Source organism: Acidobacterium sp. FHG110202_01 (assembly GCF_059115305.1).
The window spans coordinates 206,500-228,329 of record NZ_JBZYWJ010000009.1 but is presented as its reverse complement, the minus strand read 5'-3'; the positions used below and the strand labels follow the sequence as shown (position 1 = coordinate 228,329).

Below are 21,830 nucleotides of genomic sequence, written 5' to 3'. Positions count from 1 at the left end.
GGGTCGCTCCCTGCCTACTTGTCAGGCCGCACAACATCACAAGAGAAATCATCCCATGAGCAAACGTAAGATCACAGGCACACTTGCCGACCCCACCCTGCCTAAGACACCGATCAAGCTAGGCGGGACCGAATACAATCTCTGTTTTGACTTCGGCGCTCTTGCAGAAGCCGAGCAGGAACTCATCGCAGAAGGCCAACAGGTCAATTTGCTCGCGGCGCTGCCAGTCCTCAATCTCTCCAATGTTCGCGTGATCTTTGCGGCTGCGATTCGCAAGTTCCATTCCGAACTTTCATTTGAGGATGCTACCAAGCTCGTTACCCTGCAGACTGTTTATCCAATCGCAAGTGTGATTGCCGACGCCTGGAAGGCTGCTTTGCCTGACGTAGAGGTGGCACAGGGAAACGCCGAAGCGGCGGAGTAAAATTCGCCGCTAAACCACTGGGCCGTGAACAGCAATGGCTGCGCCTCTGGTCTATCGCCAGATATGACCTGCGCCTGACAGATGCTGAGTTCTACGCGCTGACTCCTCGCAAGCTCGACGCGCTCATCAAGCGTAAAGAGCATGAAACAGAGCACCAGGAGTTCATGGTCGCTCAGCTTACCGCTGTAACGGCCAACTTCTCCATGTGCCGCCCGAAGACTCCATACAAAGTCACCGACTTCATGCTGTCCTCGCTGGAGCGGCAGAAGCCGAAGCGTAAGCCCTCCCAGAAGAAGATCGTCAAAGCGCTCAATGTCATCTTCGGCGTGACGCACAAAGATTCCGATGCTTGAAATCAAAATCAAAGGATTGGAAGAGCTACTCTCCAATCTGAAAGCCACCCAGGCCAGCGCGATCAAACTCCGCGCGGCCAAAGCAGGCGGCTTGGTGCTGAAGAAAGCCGTCGAAGATGCTACGCCGGTATCCATCGACCAGCACTCCGCCGGATCAGATGCCTTGCCTCCGGGCTTCGCCAAAGCTGACGTTGTGCTCGCAACTGAGAAGGGCACAGCGAAAACAGACAGTCCCGCTGTGATCGTCAAGTATGGCAAGTATTCCGCTCACGTCATGAACTGGCAGGAATTTGGTTTCGTTCATACACGCAAGAGCGCGAAGACCGGGAAAGAAGAACGTGTCACAAAGAACGTCGGGCGCATTCGTGCTGCATTTGAGGCCTCGCAGCAGGAAATAGCTGACGCCATCCAGAAGCAACTAGAAGAAGACATAGTTAAAGCATTCAACGGTAAATAAGCTTGGCGAACAAACTCCAATTCGAAGTTTCGGTCAACGGCGCGAACGCCAGCGCCCAGGTTGACGCAATCAATCGCAAGCTGAAGCAGATGCAGAATGCTTACGATGGTGCGGGTAAGCATGGAGTCACCAGCGTCCAGGCCATCTCCGCGTCGCTGCGCCTCGCTGAGGGCAACTTCAATAACCTGCTTCGAGCAGGTGAGCGCTTCATCGCGCTGTCGCCCCAGCTATCTAATTTAGCCAAGCAAATTTTCCCGTTCGTCGGCGGTATCGCCGTAGCGTCGATCTTTGTCCGCATGGGCAAGGAAGCCTACGATTTCATCCAGACGGCGCGGCAGATTCCCAACGCAATTCAGTCGGGCTTCACAGCGATTGATACGAATGCGCAGTCAACGATTGCGAATCTCAATCTGCAGAACGCCAAGCTGGAAGAGCAGATTGCAATTCTCTCCGGGAAGGCTCCGGACACGCTTGCCACGCAGCTCGCTGCTGATACTGCCGCTGCCTGGGATCTTGTAAAGGCCATCTCTAAAGCCAACGAGGAAGTGTCCAAGCTGCTCCAGCAGAACAGCACTCACTGGTACACGCCTGGACAGCAGTCCACACAGGGACAGATAGGATCAATCAAGTCGTTTCAGGATGACCTCGACGAGCTCAGCCGCAAAAGAGCGCGTGCGGTGGCCATCAACGATCAAGGCTCAGTCACGTCTCTTGATAAGCAGATCGCAGACAAGTATGCGGCTGCTCACACCTGGGCGAACAATGATCTCGGAGAAGCGCAGGGCATTCAGGCGACTCGTATCTTTCATACGCCAGGGCAACTCCCTTATTGGCTCAATCCATTTGCTGCTCCTAACCAGTCGGCCAGAATCAAGACCGATCAGGGATTCCTACAGAACATCTCTGACCAGTTAGCGGATAATGCCGCAGCGGCCCGTAATAAGCAGGATGAGGCAACGGCAGACCGGTTACGCAGACAGCAGGAAGCGCAGCGTAAAGCCCAAGAGGCCGCGCGTCAGGCAGCCGAGGCTACCCGCAAGCAACAGGAAGCCATCATCAAGGCATGGCAGTCGCAGCTTGACAACCTGAAGGCTGTCGAAGATGTGGACACAGAGCGGGAAATCTCGTTCTGGGCGCAGCGTGTCGCCACGGCCAAAGCTGGCAGTCAGAGCTACCTCGCTGCCCTGGACAACGCCAATAAAGCGATTGCGAAAGTTCGCGAGGAGAATGTTCACTCGAATGCCGAGTTCGGAAAGACGGCTTCAGGGCCTGTTGGCATGGAACGCTTCGACCTCGGCAAAACGGATCAGGGTTACCTGCAAAACCAGGGAAGAGCCGCTGCCGATTTCATCAAGAACCTGAATGAAGGTGTGGCGTTACAGCGGCAGAACGCGGCTGCATTCGCAGAGGCATCTCTCCAGATGGCCGTGGCTACCGGGCAGATGTCCAGGCTCGATGCTGCCCAGGTGATAGCTCGTCTGCATGCGCAAGAATATGAGCAGACCCTTGGGCAGCTTCAGGATGCCCTGAAGTCTGTCGCTAGCGATCCAACGCTTTCGCCAATCGAGCGGCAGCAGCGGACTTCCGGCCTGAATAACCAGATCGCGGTGTTGAATGGCCAGCGACAGATTCAGGTCATGCAAGACCAGCAGACGATCAATGGCCAGACAATCGGCGGCGCGGCGCATCAGGCGCTCGATGAGATGGTGACGGAATGGCGGGACATGGCGACTCAGATTCGCCAGGTACTCACGCAGTCCATCACTTCTCTGAACGATCAGATCGCAAAAGCGGCCACGGGGCAGAAGACTAACTTCGGCGGGACATTCCAGGGCATCGGCCAGGGGCTCGTCAAGACAGGCTTACAGGGACTGGAAGGTTCGATCCTTCATCACTTCGGCTTCGGCGGCGGCAAGCCTGACGGGACGAAGCAAAATCCTCTGTATGTCCTCATGGCCGGTGCGGCTGGCTCAGTGACAGGCGTACTTGGCAGTCTCGCTGGCGATACATCCGACGATTCTGGTGACTCCGGCAACTCTGGCGGCGGAATCAAAGGATTCTTCGCATCGCTGCTTTCTGGCTTCCAGGGAGGCCGAGCGGGTGGCGGCGATGTTGTCGCTAATCGCCCTGTGCTCGTCGGCGAGAACGGTCCCGAGATCATGTGGCCGAATACAGCCGGAACCGTGATTCCGAACCATGCCATCGGTGGAGTCTCTCACACCTATCACATCGACGCTCGTGGTTCTTCTGATCCTGCCGGTGTAGAGGCAGCGGTCCGCCGCGCATTGCCACAGGCCGTCTCCGGCTCGATGCAAGCCCAACATCAACGCAGTATCCGCACACCGCAACACAAGTAACGCATGGCAAACATCGGAAACATCAATGGCTCTCCTCTGATTGCCATGCCTACTTCGCCTGCTCCTACGGATATCCAGTGGACAGCGAATGACACGGTTGCGGCGGCGAATAATCCTTTCACCGGCCAGCAGCAGATCCAGAACTGGCAGGCATCGTGGCTTTCAGCCACAGTGACGCTTCCTCCAATGAAGCGTAAGCAAGCGAATGCATGGATTGCTTTTCTGCTCGCCGCCCAGGGTCAAAGCAGCGTGTTCTATTTCGGCGATCCGGTCGGCACACCGCAAGGGTCAGCGTCGGGCACGCCTGTCACCCTCGGCTCGGTGCAGAGCGGCTACACGCTGAACACAACCGGATGGGCGGCAAACCAGAATAACGTCCTGGTCACAGGCGACTATCTCCAGATCGGATATCGTCTCTTTCGTTGTCTGGACACAGTGAACTCTGACTCCCAGGGCAATGCTTCATTCTCCATCTGGCCGCAGATTCGAGAGACGCCGCCAAACGGCACGCCGATCATCATCACCAATGCGAAGGGCCTGTTCCGACTCGCCTCTAACCAGCGGCAGTGGAGTGAGTCTTACCTGACCACTTATGGCGTCAGCTTCCAGATACGCGAGGCGCTCTGATGCCGCGCAATGCCACCACCGCCTATCTTCAGGCGCTCGCACAAAAAGTCCTCTATCCGGCGATCTTTATCGAGGCGAATTTTGTCAGCGGCCCGGTCTACATCTGGTCCGGCTATGGCAACATTGCCTGGAACAATCAGACATGGACCGGCATCGGTTCATTGCTCGACATATCGACAATCGAAGAGGGAAGCGATGTCCAGGCGCGTGGCTGCAATGTCACGCTCAGCGGCATCGACTCCAACCTGCTCGCCGGTGTGCTCAATGAATTCCAGGTCGGCCTGCCGGTCACGATCTACCTTGGCCTCTTCGACGGCAACAAGAACCTGATCCCTAATCCCGTGGTCAGCTTCGCTGGCCGCATGGATCAGCCGACGATCAGTGCAGATGAAAAGACAGCGACGATCACCGTCGCCTGTGAGTCCGTCCTGCTCGATATGAATGTGGCTATCCCGTATCGCTACACCAACCAGGATCAGCAACTGTTTTACCCAGGCGATCTCGGCTTCCAGTGGGTCAATGCAATCCAGAACATCCCGATCTATTGGGGACAGTCAGCAAATTCAGATGGCAACCCGTAAGCCTGATTGGGTCAATTACCTTGATTCCTACCTGCTCCGCAACAAAGACACGAGATTCAGTTACGACTCCTCGCTGGGCCTCGATTGCTGCACTCTTACTTTCGGAGCAATCGCAGTGCAAACAGAGCTCGATGTTGGAGCTCCGTTCAGGGGAAAGTACACCACCGAGCGCGGTTCACTGCGCGTCATTCACAACTACTGCGGCAGAGCTTCGCTTGAAGCTGGCGTCACTGCGCTTTTTGCTGAGCATGGATTCCATGAGGCCGTTCCTCTGATGGCGCATCGGGGCGATCCGGTCCTGCTCAAACACGATCAGGGCATCTCGCTCGGCATCATCGCCCTGGACGGCAGACACATCATTTCCATTTCTCATGGCGGCCTGATTCGGCTGCCTCTCAAACACGCAATTAAGGCTTGGCATCTTGAGTAAGGTAATTACAGATGTTGCGGTTGGCGCGGCTCTCATCGCAGCGGACTTCGCTCTTCCCGGCATGGGCATCGCGCTCAGCGCCTCGATGTCATCGATGCTCGCCTCTGCTGGCACCGGCTTCGTATTGCAGGGTATTGGCACACTGCTGTCTCAGCGGGCGAATGGTGTCCATACGACCAGCCGTAATCCGCTCCAGCCGTGGCAGATTGTATATGGCCGCACCAAGGTTGGCGGGACCATCGTGTACCAGGAAGAGGTTGCATCGAACAATCGCATCCTGCTTCTCGTGGTCGCGGTCGCCGCGCATCCATGCCAGCAGGTCGAACAAATCTGGTTCAACAACAAGAAGCTCCAGATGCGGCTGAACGGCCAATTTGCCGACGCATCGAATCCGAACGGTTTCTGGCAATCATTCACGCCTCCACAAGGCATCTGGAACATCGAGACCATCAGTCGCACGAATGATGTAGTTTCCGTCACTTTCGAGCAGACGGACAAGGGCATCTATTCGGGTTACAACGGCGAGACCATCTGGATTCGGGGCACTATAGACAGCCAGGGTGGCGATAGCCTCAACGGCTATTTCCCGGTTGTCCAGACCGGACCTAGTTCCTTCACCTATACTTGCGGCGGTCCACAAGGAGCAGGGCAGGCGAACACCGGCACACTCAAGTCAACATGGCCGGATTACGGCACAACTGTCACTGCTGGATACTATCTCGGTAATCAGACAGAAGCGTCCGGCATCATTCTCGGGAACACCGCTGGCTACTGGACCGAGGACTGCATCCTCAAAGGACGCACCTATGTCGCGCTGAAGCTTGAGTATGACTCCTCGATATACAACGGCCTGCCTGAAATCAGCTTCGTTGTGCAGGGAAAGAACGACATTTATGACTGCCGCACGAACACATACGGCTACACCGACAATGCTGCTCTCTGCATCGCGGACTACCTGCACAATCCCATCTGGGGCTTCAATGCTTCGTATGGTTCGCAGATTCCGACCGATGCGCTTATCAGTGCGGCGAATATCTGCAATGAGAAGGTCCCGCTCGCTCTAGGCGGGACGGAATCACGCTATTGCTGCGATGGTTCTTTCGACGTGTCGGTTAAGCGCGGCGATGTTCTTCAGAACCTGCTGACCTCATGCGCTGGCCGTCTTGTCTACTCGGGCGGGCAGTTCATCATCAACCCCGCAGCCTGGGTCCCGCCTTCGGCCTCGATCACGATCGGTGATGGCTCGACTGGCCCGAACATGCTTCTCAATTCTGACGGTCTGGTAGTCAACAGCTACAACAACCCGACAGGCGGCGGACGCCAGGGATATTTTCCAGATTCAGCGGGTACATCGGAGTCACAGTTCCTGTTCACGCTAGGCATGCTGAACGCTTACCAGGCGACGGGCAACGTCGAAGCCCTGTCATTGGCGAAACTCACTCTCTCGCCGATGGAGGAAGTCCTTTATCGTAACTATCCGGTGCCGCAGACAGTCACCGACACGGCGATCTATCCGCCCCATTGGCTCTTCAACGTCAAGCAGCCGTTCACATCGGCTGTGGTCCGCTATGAAGACGAGTTCACGTTCACCAACGGTGTTGCCACTGTGCCAGACACTTATGGCACAGTGCGCTATGTCTTCCAGGCGATGACGCCGGGCTACCAGCTTATTTACACAAGCCCATATTCACCGCCTAAGTCCGGCACCGCATATCCGGTTGCGAGCTATCAGTACGTCCAGGGACAGGGAACTGTCGTCACGCTACAGGACACCAGCTTCAATGGAACGCTCTGCGTCATCTACTCATGCTTATCCGGCCCGGCCATTCTGACCGGCCAGGACTTCGAAGCTTATCCCGATTGGCGGCCACTCGCGCAAGGCGAGATCGACTCCGCCTGCGACACCTATAACTGGGCGATGCGCTGCTTTGATGCGGCTGCCACAGTGATCGATCAGGTGTCGACATCGAGCGCACCCGTAGTGTCTTCAGGCTATGGACGGAGCCCATACGGCGTAAGCTACGGTGATCCTGTAGTCGAGAGCCCGACGACTAACAGCCAGTACCTCGCCATGCTGAACGCCACGAAGCAGCAAGCGGCTGTTGTGTATAAGGTCAACAACCAGCGGCAGTGGATCAGCCGCTCGGTGCAGTTGCAGCCGTTCTCGCAAAGTGGCAGCTTCACATTTTCCGATATCGAGAACCCTCCAGCAATCACCTGCGATGCGGCTGGCGATATCGTGCTGACCTTCAATGCCGACAGCACATCCGGCACGGTTACGCAGTTCGGTGTTGCATCCATCAATGACACCTATAATGCTGGCGATTACACAGTCCTGTCGTTTAAGGGCGACACACAAGGCAGCGTGTACGAGATCCAGTTGTACATCGACACGCAGAATCAGCAGCCGACATTTAACGCGGACAACCGTTACACCTTCAGCCTTACGGTGAACAGCGGCTGGCGCTATGACCTGACGCTGCACAACACGGACTTCGTGAATGACAAAGGACAGGCGCTGCCGATTGGCTCACCGGTCTACACCTGCGGCGTGCAGTTGCCGGGTCTCGGCTTGCCTGCCGGTGACTCTGTGACCATCTACGGAGTACGCCAGTATCCCGACCTGCAAGTAAAGTACGAGGGCGGTGCGATTCCGTTCACAGCAAACTTCCTCGGCAATCCTGCTTCGCTCATCGGCTGGCAGGGACCTTGCTATGCCGGGTATCAGTCTCCGTGGGCGATCAAGCAGCTTGGCAACGAAACGAACGTTTCGACCAACGTGCAGTTCCTCGCCGACTCACAGGCGGCCTGGACGGCGCAGTCGGCGACGAAGGATGTTGGGCCATTCTGCCCAGTGTTCTATTTCGTTAAGCCGGATGCTGTGCAGTACGGCCCGGCGAACACCTGGGGATGGAATGGTCCTGATCCCAACACCGTATGGTGTGGGTATCAATACCGTCCTCTTGCAGAACTCGGCGAACTTATTGCTGCCTGCAATGGCAGCGAGCCGTATTATGCCCAGGCGGTTACTGTCACTAACAACTTCCTGGCCTGGCTTGATGCCAACTGGACCAATGCCACAGCGGGTCCACCGACACTTTTCCCGCAGACCGGCGCTCAGACCACGTACCAGGAGCCTCACGCTGCTGCCTTGATCCTTCGGGCTGTCCTGCTGATGGATCAGGTCCAGCGTCCGAACGGCACCGGCACGATGAACGCTAGCTATCAGTCGCTGCTGAACAAGGTCTATGCCTTCTGGCAGGCGCTGTATGTCACCAGTGGTGTGATGGCCGGGACATTCTGCACCGATCCGACTGGAGCGCTCGACTGGTACGGCTTCTGGCATGGCGAAATCCTCCGCACGCTCTCGCTGCTCGTTACCTGGACTCAGAAGACTAACAACTCGGCGATGAAGCAGCAGGCAATCACCTGGATCGATGGCATGGTGAATTTCGCCATGCTCAACATCGTCGATGTGGGTGGCGATATCGGCTACACGGTCAAGGACCTGCGCGGCGGCATCACCTGGCGGCCCAAGTTGCCGAAGCATCAGCTTTACAACGGCATCAAGGGAACGTACATCTCTGAGGCCAACCAGTGGCAGCAGTCGGATTTCCCGAGTTATGCTCAGGACCAGCTTCACGGCTACACAGACGGCTCGCCAGCGTATCAATATGACGCGAACTCGCAGGCCGATGGTGGACGGCTCTGGAAGGACATCCAGCTTCCATTCACCACCTCGGTCAGTGCGGCTCAGCGCATCGCGAAGATCGAGTTGATGCGTATCCGCCAACAGGGACGCGGCGCTCTGCAAGGCATGATGACGATGTACGGCTCCGCTCCGCTCGATACTGTCTATCTCAGCTACAAACCCTTTGCCTGGGAGAACAAGATCGTCGAAGTCGCTAACACCAGATTGACCTTTGAGAAGGTTCAGTCGGATCAGTCGAACGGCCAGGAAGTCACTCTGCTCGGCACCGAAATGGATATCCAGGAGACAGACTCCTCGGTCTATGACTGGTCTGTCACAGAAGAGTTGAGCGTCCAGGGCTACAGCTACATCCCGAACCTCTCCAACCTCTCACCTGAAGCATAAGGACAAAGCATGAGCACTACAACTCCTAATCTTGGCCTCACTCTGCCTGACTCCGGCACCACTGAGTGGGACGGTCCCATTAACGGCAACTTCTCGACGCTCGACACCGTTATCCATCAGCTTCAGACCGAAGTGTCTTCTGGCGGTGGCAGCGGTACGGGCGCTACCGGCCCGGCGGGTCCGACTGGCCCCGCCGGTCTGACATGGCGCGGCCCGTGGAATGCGAACACGGCCTATGCGGTCGATGATGCTGTCAGCTATAACGGCTCCAGCTACATTGCGACCCACGCGAATACAAATGCCGAGCCGGACGTGAACACGGCCTCTTGGGGTATCCTCGCTCTCCAGGGAGCGGAAGGCCCAACTGGTCCGCAGGGACAGCCGGGCTCAGGTGGCGGGTCAGGCGCGACTCTGCCCACGGCCACTGCGTCTGGGCAGTTCATCGTCAGCAGCGCGAACCAGGGTTATTGGGATGCGCGTGTGTTGCAGGCGAGTGATATCCCCAACAATGCCGCGAACACCACCGGCACTGCTGCGAATGTCTCCGGCACCGTGGCCATTGCCAACGGCGGAACCGGCGAAACCACAGCCGCCGCTGCGCTCAGGGCTCTCGGTGGCGTGTCTGCTGCTGGCGATACGATGACCGGCAACCTCACGGTGCCGACCGTCAACGCAACCGGTGCGACCTCGATCAATGCGACCGGCGTTGTGAATGCAGGCAGCGTGTCTACCTCCGGTGCCGTGGCCTCTGGTTCTCTCTCGACGGGCAATGCAACCGTTACCGGCACACTGACGGCGAACACCATCAACGCGACAGCGAATATTAAAGTCAATGGGACCGTTCTTGCCAGCAGCAATCTGAGCGACGGAGCGAATCTCGCCAAACTGAATACTGCGCAGAGCTTTACCGCCGCACAGACAATGCCGACAGGCAACATCACGACCGTCAACGCGACGACAGTGAATGCCACGAGTGTCAATGCCTCTGGGGCGGTCAGCGCTGCGAGCTATACGGCGAGCGGGGATATCACTACGGCGACAAGTCATGTGGGCACTGCAACCGTGAGCGGAACGCTGACCGCCAACACCATCAATGCAACTGCGAACTTCACCGCCGGTACTCAAGGTGCTCGTGGGGCGCTTAAGTATGTCCAGGCAGACGGGCAGTCATTCATTGGCATCTATGACACCACCACATCGACATATTACGGAATCAGCCCCCAGGCTGTTGTGATTCCTGGCGTCGTAAACCTGGGTGGATATTGGGCAGGATTCGCAGTGACTGGCACTGCATCGTGGGGAAGCTCTGGAACTTCCAGCACAACTTTCATGGTGCAGACCTCTGACTCACACCAGTTGATGGCAATCCAAGCGAACGGCAATCTGTCGGTAGCCGGATCGATCACGGGAACGACCAAGAACTTCTCCATTCCATACCCCGGCGACTCTACGAAGACTCTGGTGCATTCCTCGCTCGAAGGCCCGGAGATCGCGGTCTTTTACCGTGGTGAAGGTCAGCTTCAGAATGGCACGGCGACGATCACCCCGCCCGCCTACTTCGAGGCGCTGACGCAGGCCACCGGACGCACTGTCATGCTGACACCGATGTTTGATTCGACAGAAGCGATCAGCAGCCTGGCCGCATCGGCGGTCGCCAACGGACAGTTTACGGTTCGCGCTGTGGATACGAACAACTCCAGCCAGAAGTTCTATTGGGAAGTGAAGGCTGTCCGCGCTGACCAGCCCAATCTGGAAGTCATCATCGACAACTCCACTACCACACAGGCGAATTAATCATGCAAGATACCCAAGCTCTTATCCTGGCGGAGTTACGTGAACTCCGCTCCGACTATAACGATCATGCCCGTGAAACGGGCGAACGGCTTTCCGCATTGGAGTTGCAAGTAAAGACTGGAATCACGGGCAATGGGCAGCCCTCTCGCCTACAGCGGATCGAGGATGCGGTCTCGCGTCTCCAAGCTTGGCGGTGGTATTTGTTGGGCGCTGCGGCTGGCGTGTCAGGCATTGTGTCATGTCTAGCATGGATGATCGTAGAGCTACATAAGTAAAGCCGCCTTACTTGGCGGCCTTCCTTGCTTTCGCCCATCTCTTTCTCTGAGCCTCAGCAATTCTCTGTCTAGCTGCTGCGCTCAACGGTTCACGCTTACGCACAACGACCTTCGTGTGTCCATTCGAGCTTCCTGCAAGTAAGGCTCTAGCGGCCTGAAGCCGCGCTATCTCGCGGTCAATCTCCGTAACTATCTCTTTCGTTTCCATCCATCCTCCTCTCCAAAGGGTATCCCACCATGCAGTTATCGACACAAGGACTGAACCTCATTAAGCAATCCGAGGGCTTCCGCGATCACGTTTATAAGGATGTTGCTGGCATCCAGACCATCGGCTATGGCCATGCTCTCAAGCACGGCGAGTCATTCCCAGACGGCATCACTGAAGACCAAGCGACATCATTGCTGCTCGAAGATGTGAGTTATGCCGAGCACGCCGTCAATACTCTGGTCAAGGTTCCGCTGACACAGGGGCAGTTCGATGCACTGGCGGACTTCACGTATAACCTCGGCGCGGCGACGTTGCAGCGTTCGACTTTGCTGAAGCTGCTGAACGCTGGAAAGTATGAGGAGGCTGCGGGTCAGTTTATGGCTTGGGACCACGCTAGTGGCGTTGAAATCGATGGGCTCATGAAGAGGAGAGAAGCAGAGCAGCGGATATTTGTCGGTGTAATGTAGGTCTTCTAACAAGCTCTACCTTCGGAGTAGATGTGTCACACTATTCCCCCATGCGAAGCATGGCGCTCTTTAGGTTGTCGGGAGGAGATGAGTTTGGGGACGGAAGGGGCGCGAACATTGGATTTCTGGCGGCTGCTTGCCAAGTTTTATTCCTCCGACAGCTGATCAATCACATGCGATACAACGGTCACGAGATTTGCTGAACTTACATATCCCGCTTCCGCAACTCGCAGCTGGCCTTGGCGGTCAATGATGTAAAAGCTTGGGATAACCCGGAGCCCAAGACTGCGCCCTGCCGATCCAAGCCCTGCCGGATGAAGATCATCTGTCGCATCGACTGCGCTGACGATCTGCACGTGATGATGGCTAAGAAACTCCTGCGCTCGATCTGCGGTATCACCACCCATTTTGGCATTGAGGGCAAGGACGATAACGTCACTTCGTGCGTTATATCGCTTCTGTAGTTCAGAGATTTGGGGAAGCTCTGCCTCACAAGGAGCACACCATGTAGCCCAAAAGAAGATGGCAACTGTGCGCCCTTTGAGATCACGCGAAGAGGCGAGACTTCCATTTGTTGTCTGGAAGGAAAAATCACGGATAGATTGCTTGGTCCATTGAAGGTTTCTCTTAAGGACCCAATTGGGTAGAGCAATTCGAACTATATAAAAAACGGCTATGAAAACAATGCCGATGAAGATCAGCACTTTACGTTTTTTCACTTTCGACGGCGCTCTCCCCGGACATGCTTGCGTCTAAATGCATTTACAAACATCCGCCCGGCTGCAATCCAGCCGATCAGCACTATTACCAAGAGGGCGTATGCGTGCTTTTCTAATATCGTGGATGCAAGCCCTATTCCCGCTAAGACATAGGCGCAACCGAATACGATTGCTCCCACCCTTTGCACAAGAGGGGCAGTGGAGTTTCCTTTCCAGAGGTACTCATCGACTGCCCGGCTATTTATGAGAGGATCAGGCCACACGGTATTACGCTGTCGTGCGGCGACTTCTGCCCTAAGTTGTTCTGATTTATCTCGCGCTTCTTTTATTTCTTTGCTCACGAATCCTGCTCACCAAGCGTTCGCACATCCATGTACTGAGTTTATATACTCTAAACCGGAAGCTGCTCCATTCAATCTGTTTGCTCCGGAGGATGACCCCATTGGTTCAGTTGCCCAAGGGGGAGGGTTGTGGCCGGTCTGCTGCGGAGACGGCAAGCCGAGAGGGCTGAATTCGCGGCCTGATATACGAAGAGATGAAAAGAGCCCCGGTCAAACTCATAGCTTGAGCGGATATCCATTTAGCAGATGTCAATAGGCGTCGATGTGGGTTATGCTTTCATTCTCCCCTGAATTCCACCCAAAGGTGACAACTATGAGAAAGATTCTTGTTGTGGGCCTTCTTATGATCTTCAGTTTTGAGGCTAAGGCATTTGCGAGCGACTACTGGAGATGTTCTGCCGTATCTAATGCTTCTAACGGAGAAATATTGGTAAGTGGCATTTTCGTCGGGCAAAAAAGCTACACAACGTCGAATCTATCTAAACAGTTCGAGAAGTATGTCAAGGACAAAGGCTACTCCATAATCGGGGCTGCTTGCTGGGCTTTTACTACAGAGGATACGTTACAAAAGTCGACTAGTATTTGGTTCACTCGACCGTATATTGATACCAATTGGGAACCAGGCACATCTGAAGATGACAGACCAGCGTACTGGTGCGATCTGATTGTAACCAGGCCAATGGAAGGGACAGCTTATTTCAGTGGCATCTTTCATGGCGATAGAAGCAAGTCTTTTGACTATAATCAAGCTTTCCAGAATTACATCGAAGCAAGTTTTCCAGGAGCAACCGCTGGTGTGGTCGGATCACATCCGATTGCTCAGTGTAGAACGCGGCCTGGTCCGCAAGAACATTCCATTGCGGCTGCCAAATCGCGTCGTGATAGCGAAGCCGCGCAATGGAGGCACAATACGCACCCTCAATGGAAACAACCGTATAAGGTAGAAATCACTGAATGGACATACAGCGATAATTCGGATCAATAACCCAGTTATCTAAGAAAGGCCGTCTCACTTGGCGGCTTTTTTGCCTGTGCCCATCTCTTCCTCTGAGCATCGGCGATTCGCTTCCTCGCCGCTGCGCTCATCATCCGGCGTTTAGGCGCTGCAACTGTCATGTGCCCTAAATAGTAGTGTTCTCAGATCGATTTCAAGAGTACACTACCGTCCTCCCCTGAAAATCCATCTCCACGGAGGAACAAATGGAAGTTCAAGGCCAGTTTACGATTTATGAATCCGGAGAAATCTGGTCTGGCATCGAAGAAGCTTTACGAAATGCAGACTTTGCCCAATTCCATGCGCCTTTCGGATACAAGGTGATTGAAGTGAACGGCAAGAAGAAGTGGCAGGCAATGACGGAGGCCGAGTGGCGGGAAAAAGAAGCCGCCTTTCAAGGCATATCTCCGGAAGAAGTCACGCAGTCTGGATGCCCAAACGACCCATCCACATGTTGGGGAGGCTGTGGTTCGGGTCCATGCGTTGTCGTGCATGATTCAACGGGCGGTCTCTGGTGTAGCTGCCGTGGTCCCCATTAAGTACATTAAAGGGATGAGAAGTAAAATAAATTTCATTTGAATCAGTCTAGCTGCAAAGGCTATGCTACGGGTCTCCCCTGAATTCAATCCAAAGGTTTGACAACTATGCGGAAGATTTCTGTTGTGGGCCTTTATTTGTCTTTTGTGTGCGTGATTTGTTCGAATTATCTGAACGCACAGGATTGCAATGAGATTCTTGAACACGGTGTTTTCACACATTCCTCAACAGCTTCGCTCAGCGTTAAAACGCAGACTTTCTTGAATTGGCTTTCGCAAAGCACATTCGACAGCTACGGACAGGCGAATGAAGCAGCAGGTAAGTTAGGATTTTCCATTGATGAAATACCAATCTCGCTATCCGGCCATAATAGAAACACTAGCTGGCATGAGTATCAGGCAAGCCTCCAGACTCTAAACTTTTCAGATACCAAGATTCTCGATCAGTTTGCACATACAACAGATGAAGCAGATCGCGCTATTGTGGCAGCATGGCAAGCTTGTATCCTGAATATTAAAGGCATTCCACATCTCACTTTGGAGCAAACCGAAGATCCAAAGGGGTTCAATGTAATTTTTTCTTATTCACCGGCAGGACCTCCGCCTATCGTCAAGATCAGCAGTTTCGTTGCACGACCTGCCAACATCGTTTGTAGTCCAGAGTTGAATCCCCATTGGTACTGGCGCAAAGATCTTGACTCGTCTGGGATAATACTCAATTGCGAGCGTAAGTCTCCTTCAGACGCCGTAGACATCACAGCAAATACAAATAAGGTTCCTCTTCAAGCCAAACTGCCGGGAATGGTTACTCGACCATCAGGTGATCCCCAGGCGGCGGCTTGGCATATTCAGGACCAGGAAGGCAGTCCCTATCTTCTTAGCTGGTGGGTAGAGCCCGCATGTCAGGATTACAAAGAGAAAGTTTCGACCAAGCGTTGCTTTAATACCCCATATGGAAGAATCGGTGAGGATAAGAATGACTTCAACCAGTGGCGTCTTGAAATGGATGCGCCAGGACCAGTCTATGAAGTGGACTGCACTCCTGGAGGGCTCAACCTAAACGCAGAACAAAAAAGGGAACCAGACAAGGGGACTATATACGGGCGTACGGGTGAGTGTACTGGATTCGTTAACCAAGGTGCTGCACAGATTCACATGATCGTGAAGTACAAACTACAATGGTGAATCATTACTTAACAGAAAGTTTGGTATCAAACCGTAGAAGAGGCCCCGGTGTTCATCACCGGGGCCTCTTCAATTTACAGCACAAGAAACGGCGGAGTCCCGCTCGCCCCTCGGCGCGAACTCGATCACTTCAGTCTTGCCGACCGGCGATGCTTCCGGTTCCACACCCCCAAGCCCATCAGAGCATCTGAACCAATACTCCAGAATCCTCCATATATGTAGCCGCTGCTCCCATGCGGTTTGACATTGAACTGCGACTGATCGGGCACGGCATCGTAGGGATGGGTGAGTTCGCCCTGCATGGCGCGAAGCCATTAAGGTGTGAGGAGCGAGAAAGGTGAAGGTAGGAGGTCACCGAAGCGACAAAAGTCACGAGATGTCTTTTCTGCACGGGAATGGGTGCCAGCCCGTCGAGTGCAGCTAGGTCAGCGATGAGGTTTTACTGTCGCCCTGGATGATCGCTGCCGCTGAAAGGCAGAAATCTCGGTGAGTGGACGAAGCCGGAAAACGAGAGAACAATCAAAGAACAGTCGTTGAAAAAAGTGCGCTCCGACCGTTTCTTTCCGGTCCTTTTCGTTCCTTTTTCGTCCTCGTAAGCTCTTGCGTTTCTTATACTTAAGCCTTCTGTCACGGCAGAGGTCGCGGGTTCGAGCCCCGTCGTCCCCGCCATAGATTCTAAAGACTTAATGGATCTATCGGCACTAAAGAGTTCGACAAAAACAGGGTGCAATTTGGGTGAGTTCTTGTACCCAATTTGCACCCTGAATCGTATCTCCTGATACCGCTCATCAAAATGTTAGGAATGGATGTGCACCTTGGAAGATAAGCCCAAGGAAATGACTGCGGCTTGTGCAATTATTTAGCAGGTGTAACGGCTTGCGTATATACGTCCAGAGTCAATCGTATGGTGGAGTGTCCATACCTGCAGGCATGATTCAAACAGCACTGACATGACACTGCAATCTTTGCGCAGTTACTTGGTGCGATCGACAAACCTCGAAGCCACGTCTTGACCTCGATTGTCCTTATCTCGTTGAGCCGGTGTTCGCCCCATTTGGGAATGATCCAGATAGACCTTGTAAATGTGTTTTGTTGAATAGCTTCGCCAAATGTTAGCGGCGCATAACTCGATTTGCTCGAAATGGAGCAAATCGAGAGCTCGTAACTATCCGCCAATACAGTGTGAAGACAAAGCATGTGCTTGCCTCGGTATGGGTTAGGAGAAACCGCATGCGGGGGTCGTGAATTCAATTCACGTCGCCTTCCCTCCTCCCCGTTTCCTTGCCAATTCCCGAACTGCCGCCGGTAACGATCGCTACTTTTCCTTTGAGGTGCACAGAAACCTCTTTTTCCGTTGTGAAGCTTTGTGAGTTTAATGACCAGGCGTCGTGGCGCAGGGAGTCAACCGACTCCGATACGCTTCGGCGACTACTCGTGATTTCGCAGAAAATTGGGTTGGGGGGAGACGGCGCTCAGAGAGTCCGCGAGCGTCCAGAGCGCAGCACCAAGCAGGACAATATCCTTTATTAGAAATTCTCCTACATCACCTGAAAGTGCAGGGAAACCACCGAGGGTCGGCTCCCAGCCTGGAGTTGTGATGATGAATGACAACGTGGTCAAAAACATAAACACCGCTCCCAGGCTTCCGGCTGCGGATGCTGTTGGGAACCATCGCCGAAGAGCAATCAATATTGCGATGCTCATCTCAATGGCACCTATGATCATCGTGAAATGACGGACGCTCCAAACGTTGTAGCCCCAGCTCAGGAATGGGCTATGCGCAATGAGAGGCTGAATGCCTTTTGCCTCATATTCGGTGACCTTCATCGCTGCGATCCAGCCAATTGCGACGACCAAACCATAACGAAGGAGAATCGCTCCCAGCCGTTCTATCTTTGCGACTCTTCCCCTCTTGCTGGTGTCTACTTCGGGCAATGAATACTTCATGGCCGGCTCCTCTTCCTTCTGATTTGTTCCGCGTGAGCAATACTTTTCCGATTCATAGATCGCGCCGGTTTGCTGCCGCAGCTTGTGTGGTCGACAAACGGCAAAAGAATCGGATAAGCACACCAGGATTGTGCGCCGGAAGCTTGTCGCGGCTACCATCGAACGCGATAGTTGGAATGCTGTTGCTTTCTTTAGGTGCTAGAGGCTTAGGTGCAGGCACGCAGCACTATGCACCTAGATAGAACTAGAGTATTTGGACTGTGGGATGTGATGTCGCCGTGAAAGAACTTTTCGAACAGAATCGTGGAAGCTGAAGTCAATCTAATGTCGAGCCGTCGGGCAAGAGCGCTTCCGGTAGACGGGATGGAGTGGACGACCATGAACGAAGACGACGCTTATGAGAGCCTGTTAGTTCTGATCGGAGAATTGCTTTATAAAAATCAGTTGCTTCGTGAGGCCATTGCATCGAAGGACGAGGTTATCGAACTGATCATCAACCATTTGATGATTGCGGCCACATCCGCTTGCTCGTGTGGCGTTGCCAACCAACTAACGTTTGTCCGGAATATAGTCAAAGAGCGCGATGTCGAGTTCGCGCGCCGCAAAAGGTACTTCTTCAACGAATTCTGCAATATTGTGAAGCACCCGATCGACAGTGCGGCGAATTCCCCTTGGGACGCGGCGATCAGAGCTGCAGAAAAATAGAGGTTGACCCCTATGATTTCCGCGGTTTCTGAAAAAGGATGCGGCTCTTAACATAACCCAACGAGAGCCAACCGGTAACGCGTTCCGGTTGAGGGCAGTAAAGAAACACATTATGAGGAGACAATTCCTATGAAACAGACATGGCACGGCAACAAAGGATGGAGCGGCGACTTTACAGGCAAGAACTCGACACAGGGAGGTGACCGATGAAGGCGATTGTGGTGACGGATCAGGCCGCGGGAACAGCCGGAGTGAAGCTGGTGGAGCGGCCCGAGCCGCAGGCAGCGATAAACGACGTCGTTGTTCAGATTCATGCGTCCGGATTCACCGGGGATGAGCTGACGTGGCCCTCGACCTGGACCGATCGCGTCGGCCGTGACCGGACGCCTTCAATCCCCGGACACGAGCTGGCCGGAGTGGTCACCGCTCTCGGCTATGGCACGACGGGGCTGTCGATTGGACAGCGGGTGTTCGGCCTCACGGACTGGTATCGCGACGGCACGCTGGCGGAGTATGTGGCCGTCGAGGGACGCAACCTCACACCGCTTCCGGGCGACGTTGACTTCACGGTGGGTGCGGCCCTCGTGATGCCAGGCCTGACCGCGTGGCAGGGGCTGTTCGAGCACGGCCGCCTTCAGGCAGGGCAGAGCGTCCTCGTGCACGGTGCTGCCGGCGTAGTCGGTTCGATGGCGACCCAGCTCGCACGTGCTGCCGGTGCGTACGTCATCGGCACCGGGCGTGCTGGCGGCCGTCAGAGGGCTCTCGACTTCGGCGCGCAGGAGTTCGTCGACCTCGACAACGACGCGCTAGAAGATGTCGGCGCTGTCGATCTGGTTTTCGATGTACTCGGTGGCGACATCGCGAAGCAGTCTGCGGGCGTGATTCGCGCGGGAGGAACGCTGGTGACCATCACCGGCCCGACCGAGGCGCGACCCGCTGACGGTCTGACTATCGATTTCGTCGTCATACCCGATCGCGCCCAATTGAGTGAGGTCGTCCAGCGGCTCCGGAATGGTCGGCTGCGGACAAACATCGGCAACGTGGCTACCCTCGACGATGCCGTTGCCGCCTTCAACCCGACCGAGCGGATCAAGGGAAAGACGATCTTCTGCGTTCATCAATGAGGACTTGGGGATTGCCCAAGACCCACGCCGTATACTTTCCACAGCTTCGCGAGTGGTGCTTGAGCATCGACGATGCTCAAGCACCGCGCGTCAGAGGGTCCAGTCAAGCTTCAGCGGGCACGGCACCATCCTCATTCAGGAAACGTCAGGCGTCCGCCAATCCTATTCTTGTGTTGTGCTCCGGCGCCACCGCTTATCGGTGATATGTAAGACACACAAATGTCTACTGTTCCCCTCTGTCTATGGCTGAACCGCGAAGTCTATCTTTCATTAGTAAGTATGAGAGCAAGGCTTTGTGGGGACGATTCTCTGTGGCGCTGATCAGCGAAAATACCTGAGAAGTAAAGAGTCAATTAAGCATAGTTTTGACTATTGAAGACGCGCCTGCTCTTTTCTGCAGTTGCTATTTTTTATTGTTCGAGACCTAAACATTTTTATAGGGAGTCGCGTCTTATCACGGCTTAATCTCTTGAAGGTGCGATTCACGCGCCGAAGGAGAGTTTGGATGTCGAACACGATCACGCCGACCGTTTTCTATCGCACGCTTAACGTGGAGGGGCTGGAAATCTTCTATCGCGAAGCCGGTCCCCGAGATGCTCCCACCGTTTTTCTCTTGCACGGCTTTCCATCGTCTTCTCATATGTTCCGCAACCTGATTCCCATGCTCGCGGATAAATATCATGTCGTCGCCCCAGACTTCCCTGGATATGGCGAAAGCTCAGCACCGGCGGTCAACGATTTCGAATATTCCTATGAGCGGTTAGCAATCGTGACCGAGAAGTTCACCGAAAAGCTGAACATCTCTTCATATGCGATGTACCTCTCGGACATAGGTGCATCGATTGGCTTCCGGTTAGCTGTCATGCATCCCGAACGAGTGACCGCTTTGATCGTCCAAAATGGGGAGGCTCATTTTGAAGCCTTCGATAAGGAGTTCTCAAAGGGATTATTCGACTATTGGGAAGATCGGAGCGAAAAGAACGCTCAGGTTCTACTCGACTGGCTTCTGACGATTGAAGGAACCAAGTGGCATTATCTGCATGGCGTCCGCGATTCGTCGAGGATCAGCCCAGACAATTGGGTAATCGACCAGGCGAATCAGGATCGGCCGGGAAACAAGGATATCCAGCTTTCAATCCTCTACAACGCCAAAAGGAATTTGGATGCCTATGCCGATTGGCAGGAGTATCTCCGCAAACAACAGCCGCCCATGCTGATCACCTGGGGTAAAAATGATGGAATCTTTACGGTCGAGGGCGCTGAGCTCTATAAGAGAGAGCTTCCCAACGCAGAGCTCCATCTTCTTGACACGGGCCATTTCGCGTTGGAAGAAGAAGTGGATCGGATTGGGTCGTTGATGCATGAGTTTCTCGACCGAACAATAAACAAGAAATAAGTACTGAAAGGGTGTTGCCAAGAGATTTCTTTTGATTTTGGGTCCTCTCTATTGGATACCCAATGGAGAGGGACCCGGAATTGAAAGTTCGATCTTTGATGAAGGCGGACCTTGGGTGTGTGCGCCTAAAGAACAGGTCACAGCCTTGGCTTATGAAGCTGGGAGTCAAACCGCACCGGTCAAGAACAGAAGTGGACGTCAAAGAGAAATGCAAGGAGTTGATTCAATGTCAGAAAACATAGCGCCACAACAACAAAGCGCAAAACATCTCGCCGCACGAGCCGTAATGGCATATCGTGCAGGACTTCCGGTTACGCTGCTTTCGGTTACTAGTAGTAGCGAGCGCCCCAGCGGTATCATATGCGACTGGAAGGGCCAGCGTGACTCGTTCCACAATGACGCGAAGCTGCTAGGCAGAGCCTTCGCCTTCGTCTACATCGGATCGATCGTGGACCAGGCAATCAGTGATCCGATTTCGGATGAGTTGCGCAAAGAGCTTGTATCCGACATGTCGAGTGCGCTTGACGCGCGGCAGACTGCGGTCGATTGGGGCGTCGCCGAAGCAGTGACAGACACTAATCCCTTTGCGCATACCGGGTACAAGTTGGCCTCTCGGCTTCTGCGGACGGATCAACCGCTGATTGAATCTCTCGCTCGCGAGTTGACGTCCCAAGGCACGATTGAAGGCGACGCTCTTAGGAAGTGGTTGGACGCCAATGCAAGCCCGCTCAATTTCGATGAATTGGAAACAAGCACGACGTACTGATTTGCTCAATACTTGGAGGAGATGAAAGGGCAATACACATTTGGAGCG

19 protein-coding genes are annotated in these 21,830 nt (G+C 54.4%); 17 read left to right on the top strand and 2 right to left on the bottom strand.

What is annotated here, in order from left to right:
- Nucleotides 1-55 precede the first annotated feature (55 nt).
- From AC5S16_RS18875 to AC5S16_RS18830, 10 genes are all read left to right on the top strand, one after another.
- On the top strand, nt 56-424 hold the full coding sequence (locus tag AC5S16_RS18875) for a hypothetical protein (protein WP_493931658.1): 369 nt from the start codon (nt 56-58) through the stop codon (nt 422-424).
- Between the two features lie 164 nt (nt 425-588).
- A complete protein-coding gene (locus tag AC5S16_RS18870) occupies nt 589-777 on the top strand; it encodes a hypothetical protein (RefSeq protein WP_493931657.1) in 189 nt (62 codons plus the stop codon).
- On the top strand, nt 770-1,234 hold the full coding sequence (locus AC5S16_RS18865) for a hypothetical protein (RefSeq protein ID WP_493931656.1): 465 nt from the start codon (nt 770-772) through the stop codon (nt 1,232-1,234). Before AC5S16_RS18870 ends, AC5S16_RS18865 begins: the two co-directional genes overlap by 8 nt.
- 2 nt (nt 1,235-1,236) lie before the next feature.
- Nucleotides 1,237-3,591, top strand: a complete 2,355-nt coding sequence (locus AC5S16_RS18860; RefSeq protein ID WP_493931655.1) for a phage tail tape measure C-terminal domain-containing protein — start codon at nt 1,237-1,239, stop codon at nt 3,589-3,591.
- Nucleotides 3,592-3,594: 3 nt separating this feature from the next.
- Nucleotides 3,595-4,218 carry a hypothetical protein gene (locus AC5S16_RS18855; protein ID WP_493931654.1) on the top strand — a complete coding sequence of 208 codons (624 nt, stop codon included), beginning with the start codon at nt 3,595-3,597 and terminating at the stop codon, nt 4,216-4,218.
- Nucleotides 4,218-4,799, top strand: coding sequence for a hypothetical protein (locus tag AC5S16_RS18850; protein ID WP_493931653.1), 582 nt, complete (start codon nt 4,218-4,220; stop codon nt 4,797-4,799). Before AC5S16_RS18855 ends, AC5S16_RS18850 begins: the two co-directional genes overlap by 1 nt.
- Nucleotides 4,786-5,229, top strand: coding sequence for a DUF6950 family protein (locus tag AC5S16_RS18845; protein ID WP_493931652.1), 444 nt, complete (start codon nt 4,786-4,788; stop codon nt 5,227-5,229). Before AC5S16_RS18850 ends, AC5S16_RS18845 begins: the two co-directional genes overlap by 14 nt.
- Entirely contained in the window at nt 5,222-9,325 is a 4,104-nt protein-coding gene (locus tag AC5S16_RS18840) for a hypothetical protein (RefSeq protein ID WP_493931651.1), read from the top strand. The genes AC5S16_RS18845 and AC5S16_RS18840 overlap by 8 nt, the downstream gene beginning before the upstream one ends.
- A gap of 9 nt (nt 9,326-9,334) precedes the next feature.
- Nucleotides 9,335-11,119 carry a beta strand repeat-containing protein gene (locus tag AC5S16_RS18835; protein WP_493931650.1) on the top strand — a complete coding sequence of 595 codons (1,785 nt, stop codon included), beginning with the start codon at nt 9,335-9,337 and terminating at the stop codon, nt 11,117-11,119.
- 512 nt (nt 11,120-11,631) lie between these two features.
- Nucleotides 11,632-12,069, top strand: coding sequence for a lysozyme (locus AC5S16_RS18830; protein WP_493931649.1), 438 nt, complete (start codon nt 11,632-11,634; stop codon nt 12,067-12,069).
- Nucleotides 12,070-12,215: 146 nt separating this feature from the next.
- Here AC5S16_RS18830 and AC5S16_RS18825 read toward each other — a convergent pair whose 3' ends face one another.
- Complete coding sequence (locus AC5S16_RS18825; protein ID WP_493931648.1) at nt 12,216-12,788, bottom strand: TlpA family protein disulfide reductase; 573 nt, start codon at nt 12,786-12,788, stop codon at nt 12,216-12,218.
- Nucleotides 12,789-13,442: 654 nt separating this feature from the next.
- Between AC5S16_RS18825 and AC5S16_RS18820 the strand changes: the two genes are divergently transcribed.
- The 3 genes from AC5S16_RS18820 to AC5S16_RS18810 all read left to right on the top strand — a co-directional run bounded on the left by AC5S16_RS18820 (nt 13,443) and on the right by AC5S16_RS18810 (nt 15,844).
- Nucleotides 13,443-14,114, top strand: a complete 672-nt coding sequence (locus AC5S16_RS18820; RefSeq protein WP_493931647.1) for a hypothetical protein — start codon at nt 13,443-13,445, stop codon at nt 14,112-14,114.
- Between the two features lie 215 nt (nt 14,115-14,329).
- Nucleotides 14,330-14,662, top strand: a complete 333-nt coding sequence (locus AC5S16_RS18815; RefSeq protein WP_493931646.1) for a hypothetical protein — start codon at nt 14,330-14,332, stop codon at nt 14,660-14,662.
- 105 nt (nt 14,663-14,767) lie between these two features.
- On the top strand, nt 14,768-15,844 hold the full coding sequence (locus tag AC5S16_RS18810) for a hypothetical protein (protein WP_493931645.1): 1,077 nt from the start codon (nt 14,768-14,770) through the stop codon (nt 15,842-15,844).
- Nucleotides 15,845-17,272: 1,428 nt separating this feature from the next.
- Here the strand turns inward: AC5S16_RS18810 and AC5S16_RS18805 are convergent.
- Entirely contained in the window at nt 17,273-17,791 is a 519-nt protein-coding gene (locus AC5S16_RS18805) for a YkgB family protein (protein WP_493931644.1), read from the bottom strand.
- 378 nt (nt 17,792-18,169) lie between these two features.
- On the opposite strand from AC5S16_RS18805, the gene AC5S16_RS18800 reads away from it, so the two are divergent.
- The 4 genes from AC5S16_RS18800 to AC5S16_RS18785 all read left to right on the top strand — a co-directional run bounded on the left by AC5S16_RS18800 (nt 18,170) and on the right by AC5S16_RS18785 (nt 21,782).
- On the top strand, nt 18,170-18,496 hold the full coding sequence (locus AC5S16_RS18800; RefSeq protein ID WP_493931643.1) for a hypothetical protein: 327 nt from the start codon (nt 18,170-18,172) through the stop codon (nt 18,494-18,496).
- A gap of 206 nt (nt 18,497-18,702) precedes the next feature.
- Nucleotides 18,703-19,620, top strand: coding sequence for an NADP-dependent oxidoreductase (locus AC5S16_RS18795; RefSeq protein WP_493931642.1), 918 nt, complete (start codon nt 18,703-18,705; stop codon nt 19,618-19,620).
- Nucleotides 19,621-20,125: 505 nt separating this feature from the next.
- Entirely contained in the window at nt 20,126-21,016 is an 891-nt protein-coding gene (locus AC5S16_RS18790; RefSeq protein ID WP_493931641.1) for an alpha/beta fold hydrolase, read from the top strand.
- Nucleotides 21,017-21,302: 286 nt separating this feature from the next.
- Nucleotides 21,303-21,782, top strand: a complete 480-nt coding sequence (locus AC5S16_RS18785; protein WP_493931640.1) for a hypothetical protein — start codon at nt 21,303-21,305, stop codon at nt 21,780-21,782.
- Nucleotides 21,783-21,830: the final 48 nt, after the last annotated feature.

Coding starts and splice junctions, on each gene's coding strand:
- AC5S16_RS18830 (WP_493931649.1), top strand. CDS start 11,632: ATGCAGTTATCGACACAAGGACTGAACCTCATTAAGCAATCCGAGGGC.
- AC5S16_RS18785 (WP_493931640.1), top strand. CDS start 21,303: ATGGCATATCGTGCAGGACTTCCGGTTACGCTGCTTTCGGTTACTAGT.
- AC5S16_RS18820 (WP_493931647.1), top strand. CDS start 13,443: ATGAGAAAGATTCTTGTTGTGGGCCTTCTTATGATCTTCAGTTTTGAG.
- AC5S16_RS18815 (WP_493931646.1), top strand. CDS start 14,330: ATGGAAGTTCAAGGCCAGTTTACGATTTATGAATCCGGAGAAATCTGG.
- AC5S16_RS18850 (WP_493931653.1), top strand. CDS start 4,218: ATGCCGCGCAATGCCACCACCGCCTATCTTCAGGCGCTCGCACAAAAA.
- AC5S16_RS18795 (WP_493931642.1), top strand. CDS start 18,703: ATGAAGGCGATTGTGGTGACGGATCAGGCCGCGGGAACAGCCGGAGTG.
- AC5S16_RS18800 (WP_493931643.1), top strand. CDS start 18,170: ATGAACGAAGACGACGCTTATGAGAGCCTGTTAGTTCTGATCGGAGAA.
- AC5S16_RS18875 (WP_493931658.1), top strand. CDS start 56: ATGAGCAAACGTAAGATCACAGGCACACTTGCCGACCCCACCCTGCCT.
- AC5S16_RS18835 (WP_493931650.1), top strand. CDS start 9,335: ATGAGCACTACAACTCCTAATCTTGGCCTCACTCTGCCTGACTCCGGC.
- AC5S16_RS18810 (WP_493931645.1), top strand. CDS start 14,768: ATGCGGAAGATTTCTGTTGTGGGCCTTTATTTGTCTTTTGTGTGCGTG.
- AC5S16_RS18845 (WP_493931652.1), top strand. CDS start 4,786: ATGGCAACCCGTAAGCCTGATTGGGTCAATTACCTTGATTCCTACCTG.
- AC5S16_RS18805 (WP_493931644.1), bottom strand. CDS start 17,791: ATGAAGTATTCATTGCCCGAAGTAGACACCAGCAAGAGGGGAAGAGTC.
- AC5S16_RS18790 (WP_493931641.1), top strand. CDS start 20,126: ATGTCGAACACGATCACGCCGACCGTTTTCTATCGCACGCTTAACGTG.
- AC5S16_RS18870 (WP_493931657.1), top strand. CDS start 589: ATGGTCGCTCAGCTTACCGCTGTAACGGCCAACTTCTCCATGTGCCGC.
- AC5S16_RS18855 (WP_493931654.1), top strand. CDS start 3,595: ATGGCAAACATCGGAAACATCAATGGCTCTCCTCTGATTGCCATGCCT.
- AC5S16_RS18865 (WP_493931656.1), top strand. CDS start 770: ATGCTTGAAATCAAAATCAAAGGATTGGAAGAGCTACTCTCCAATCTG.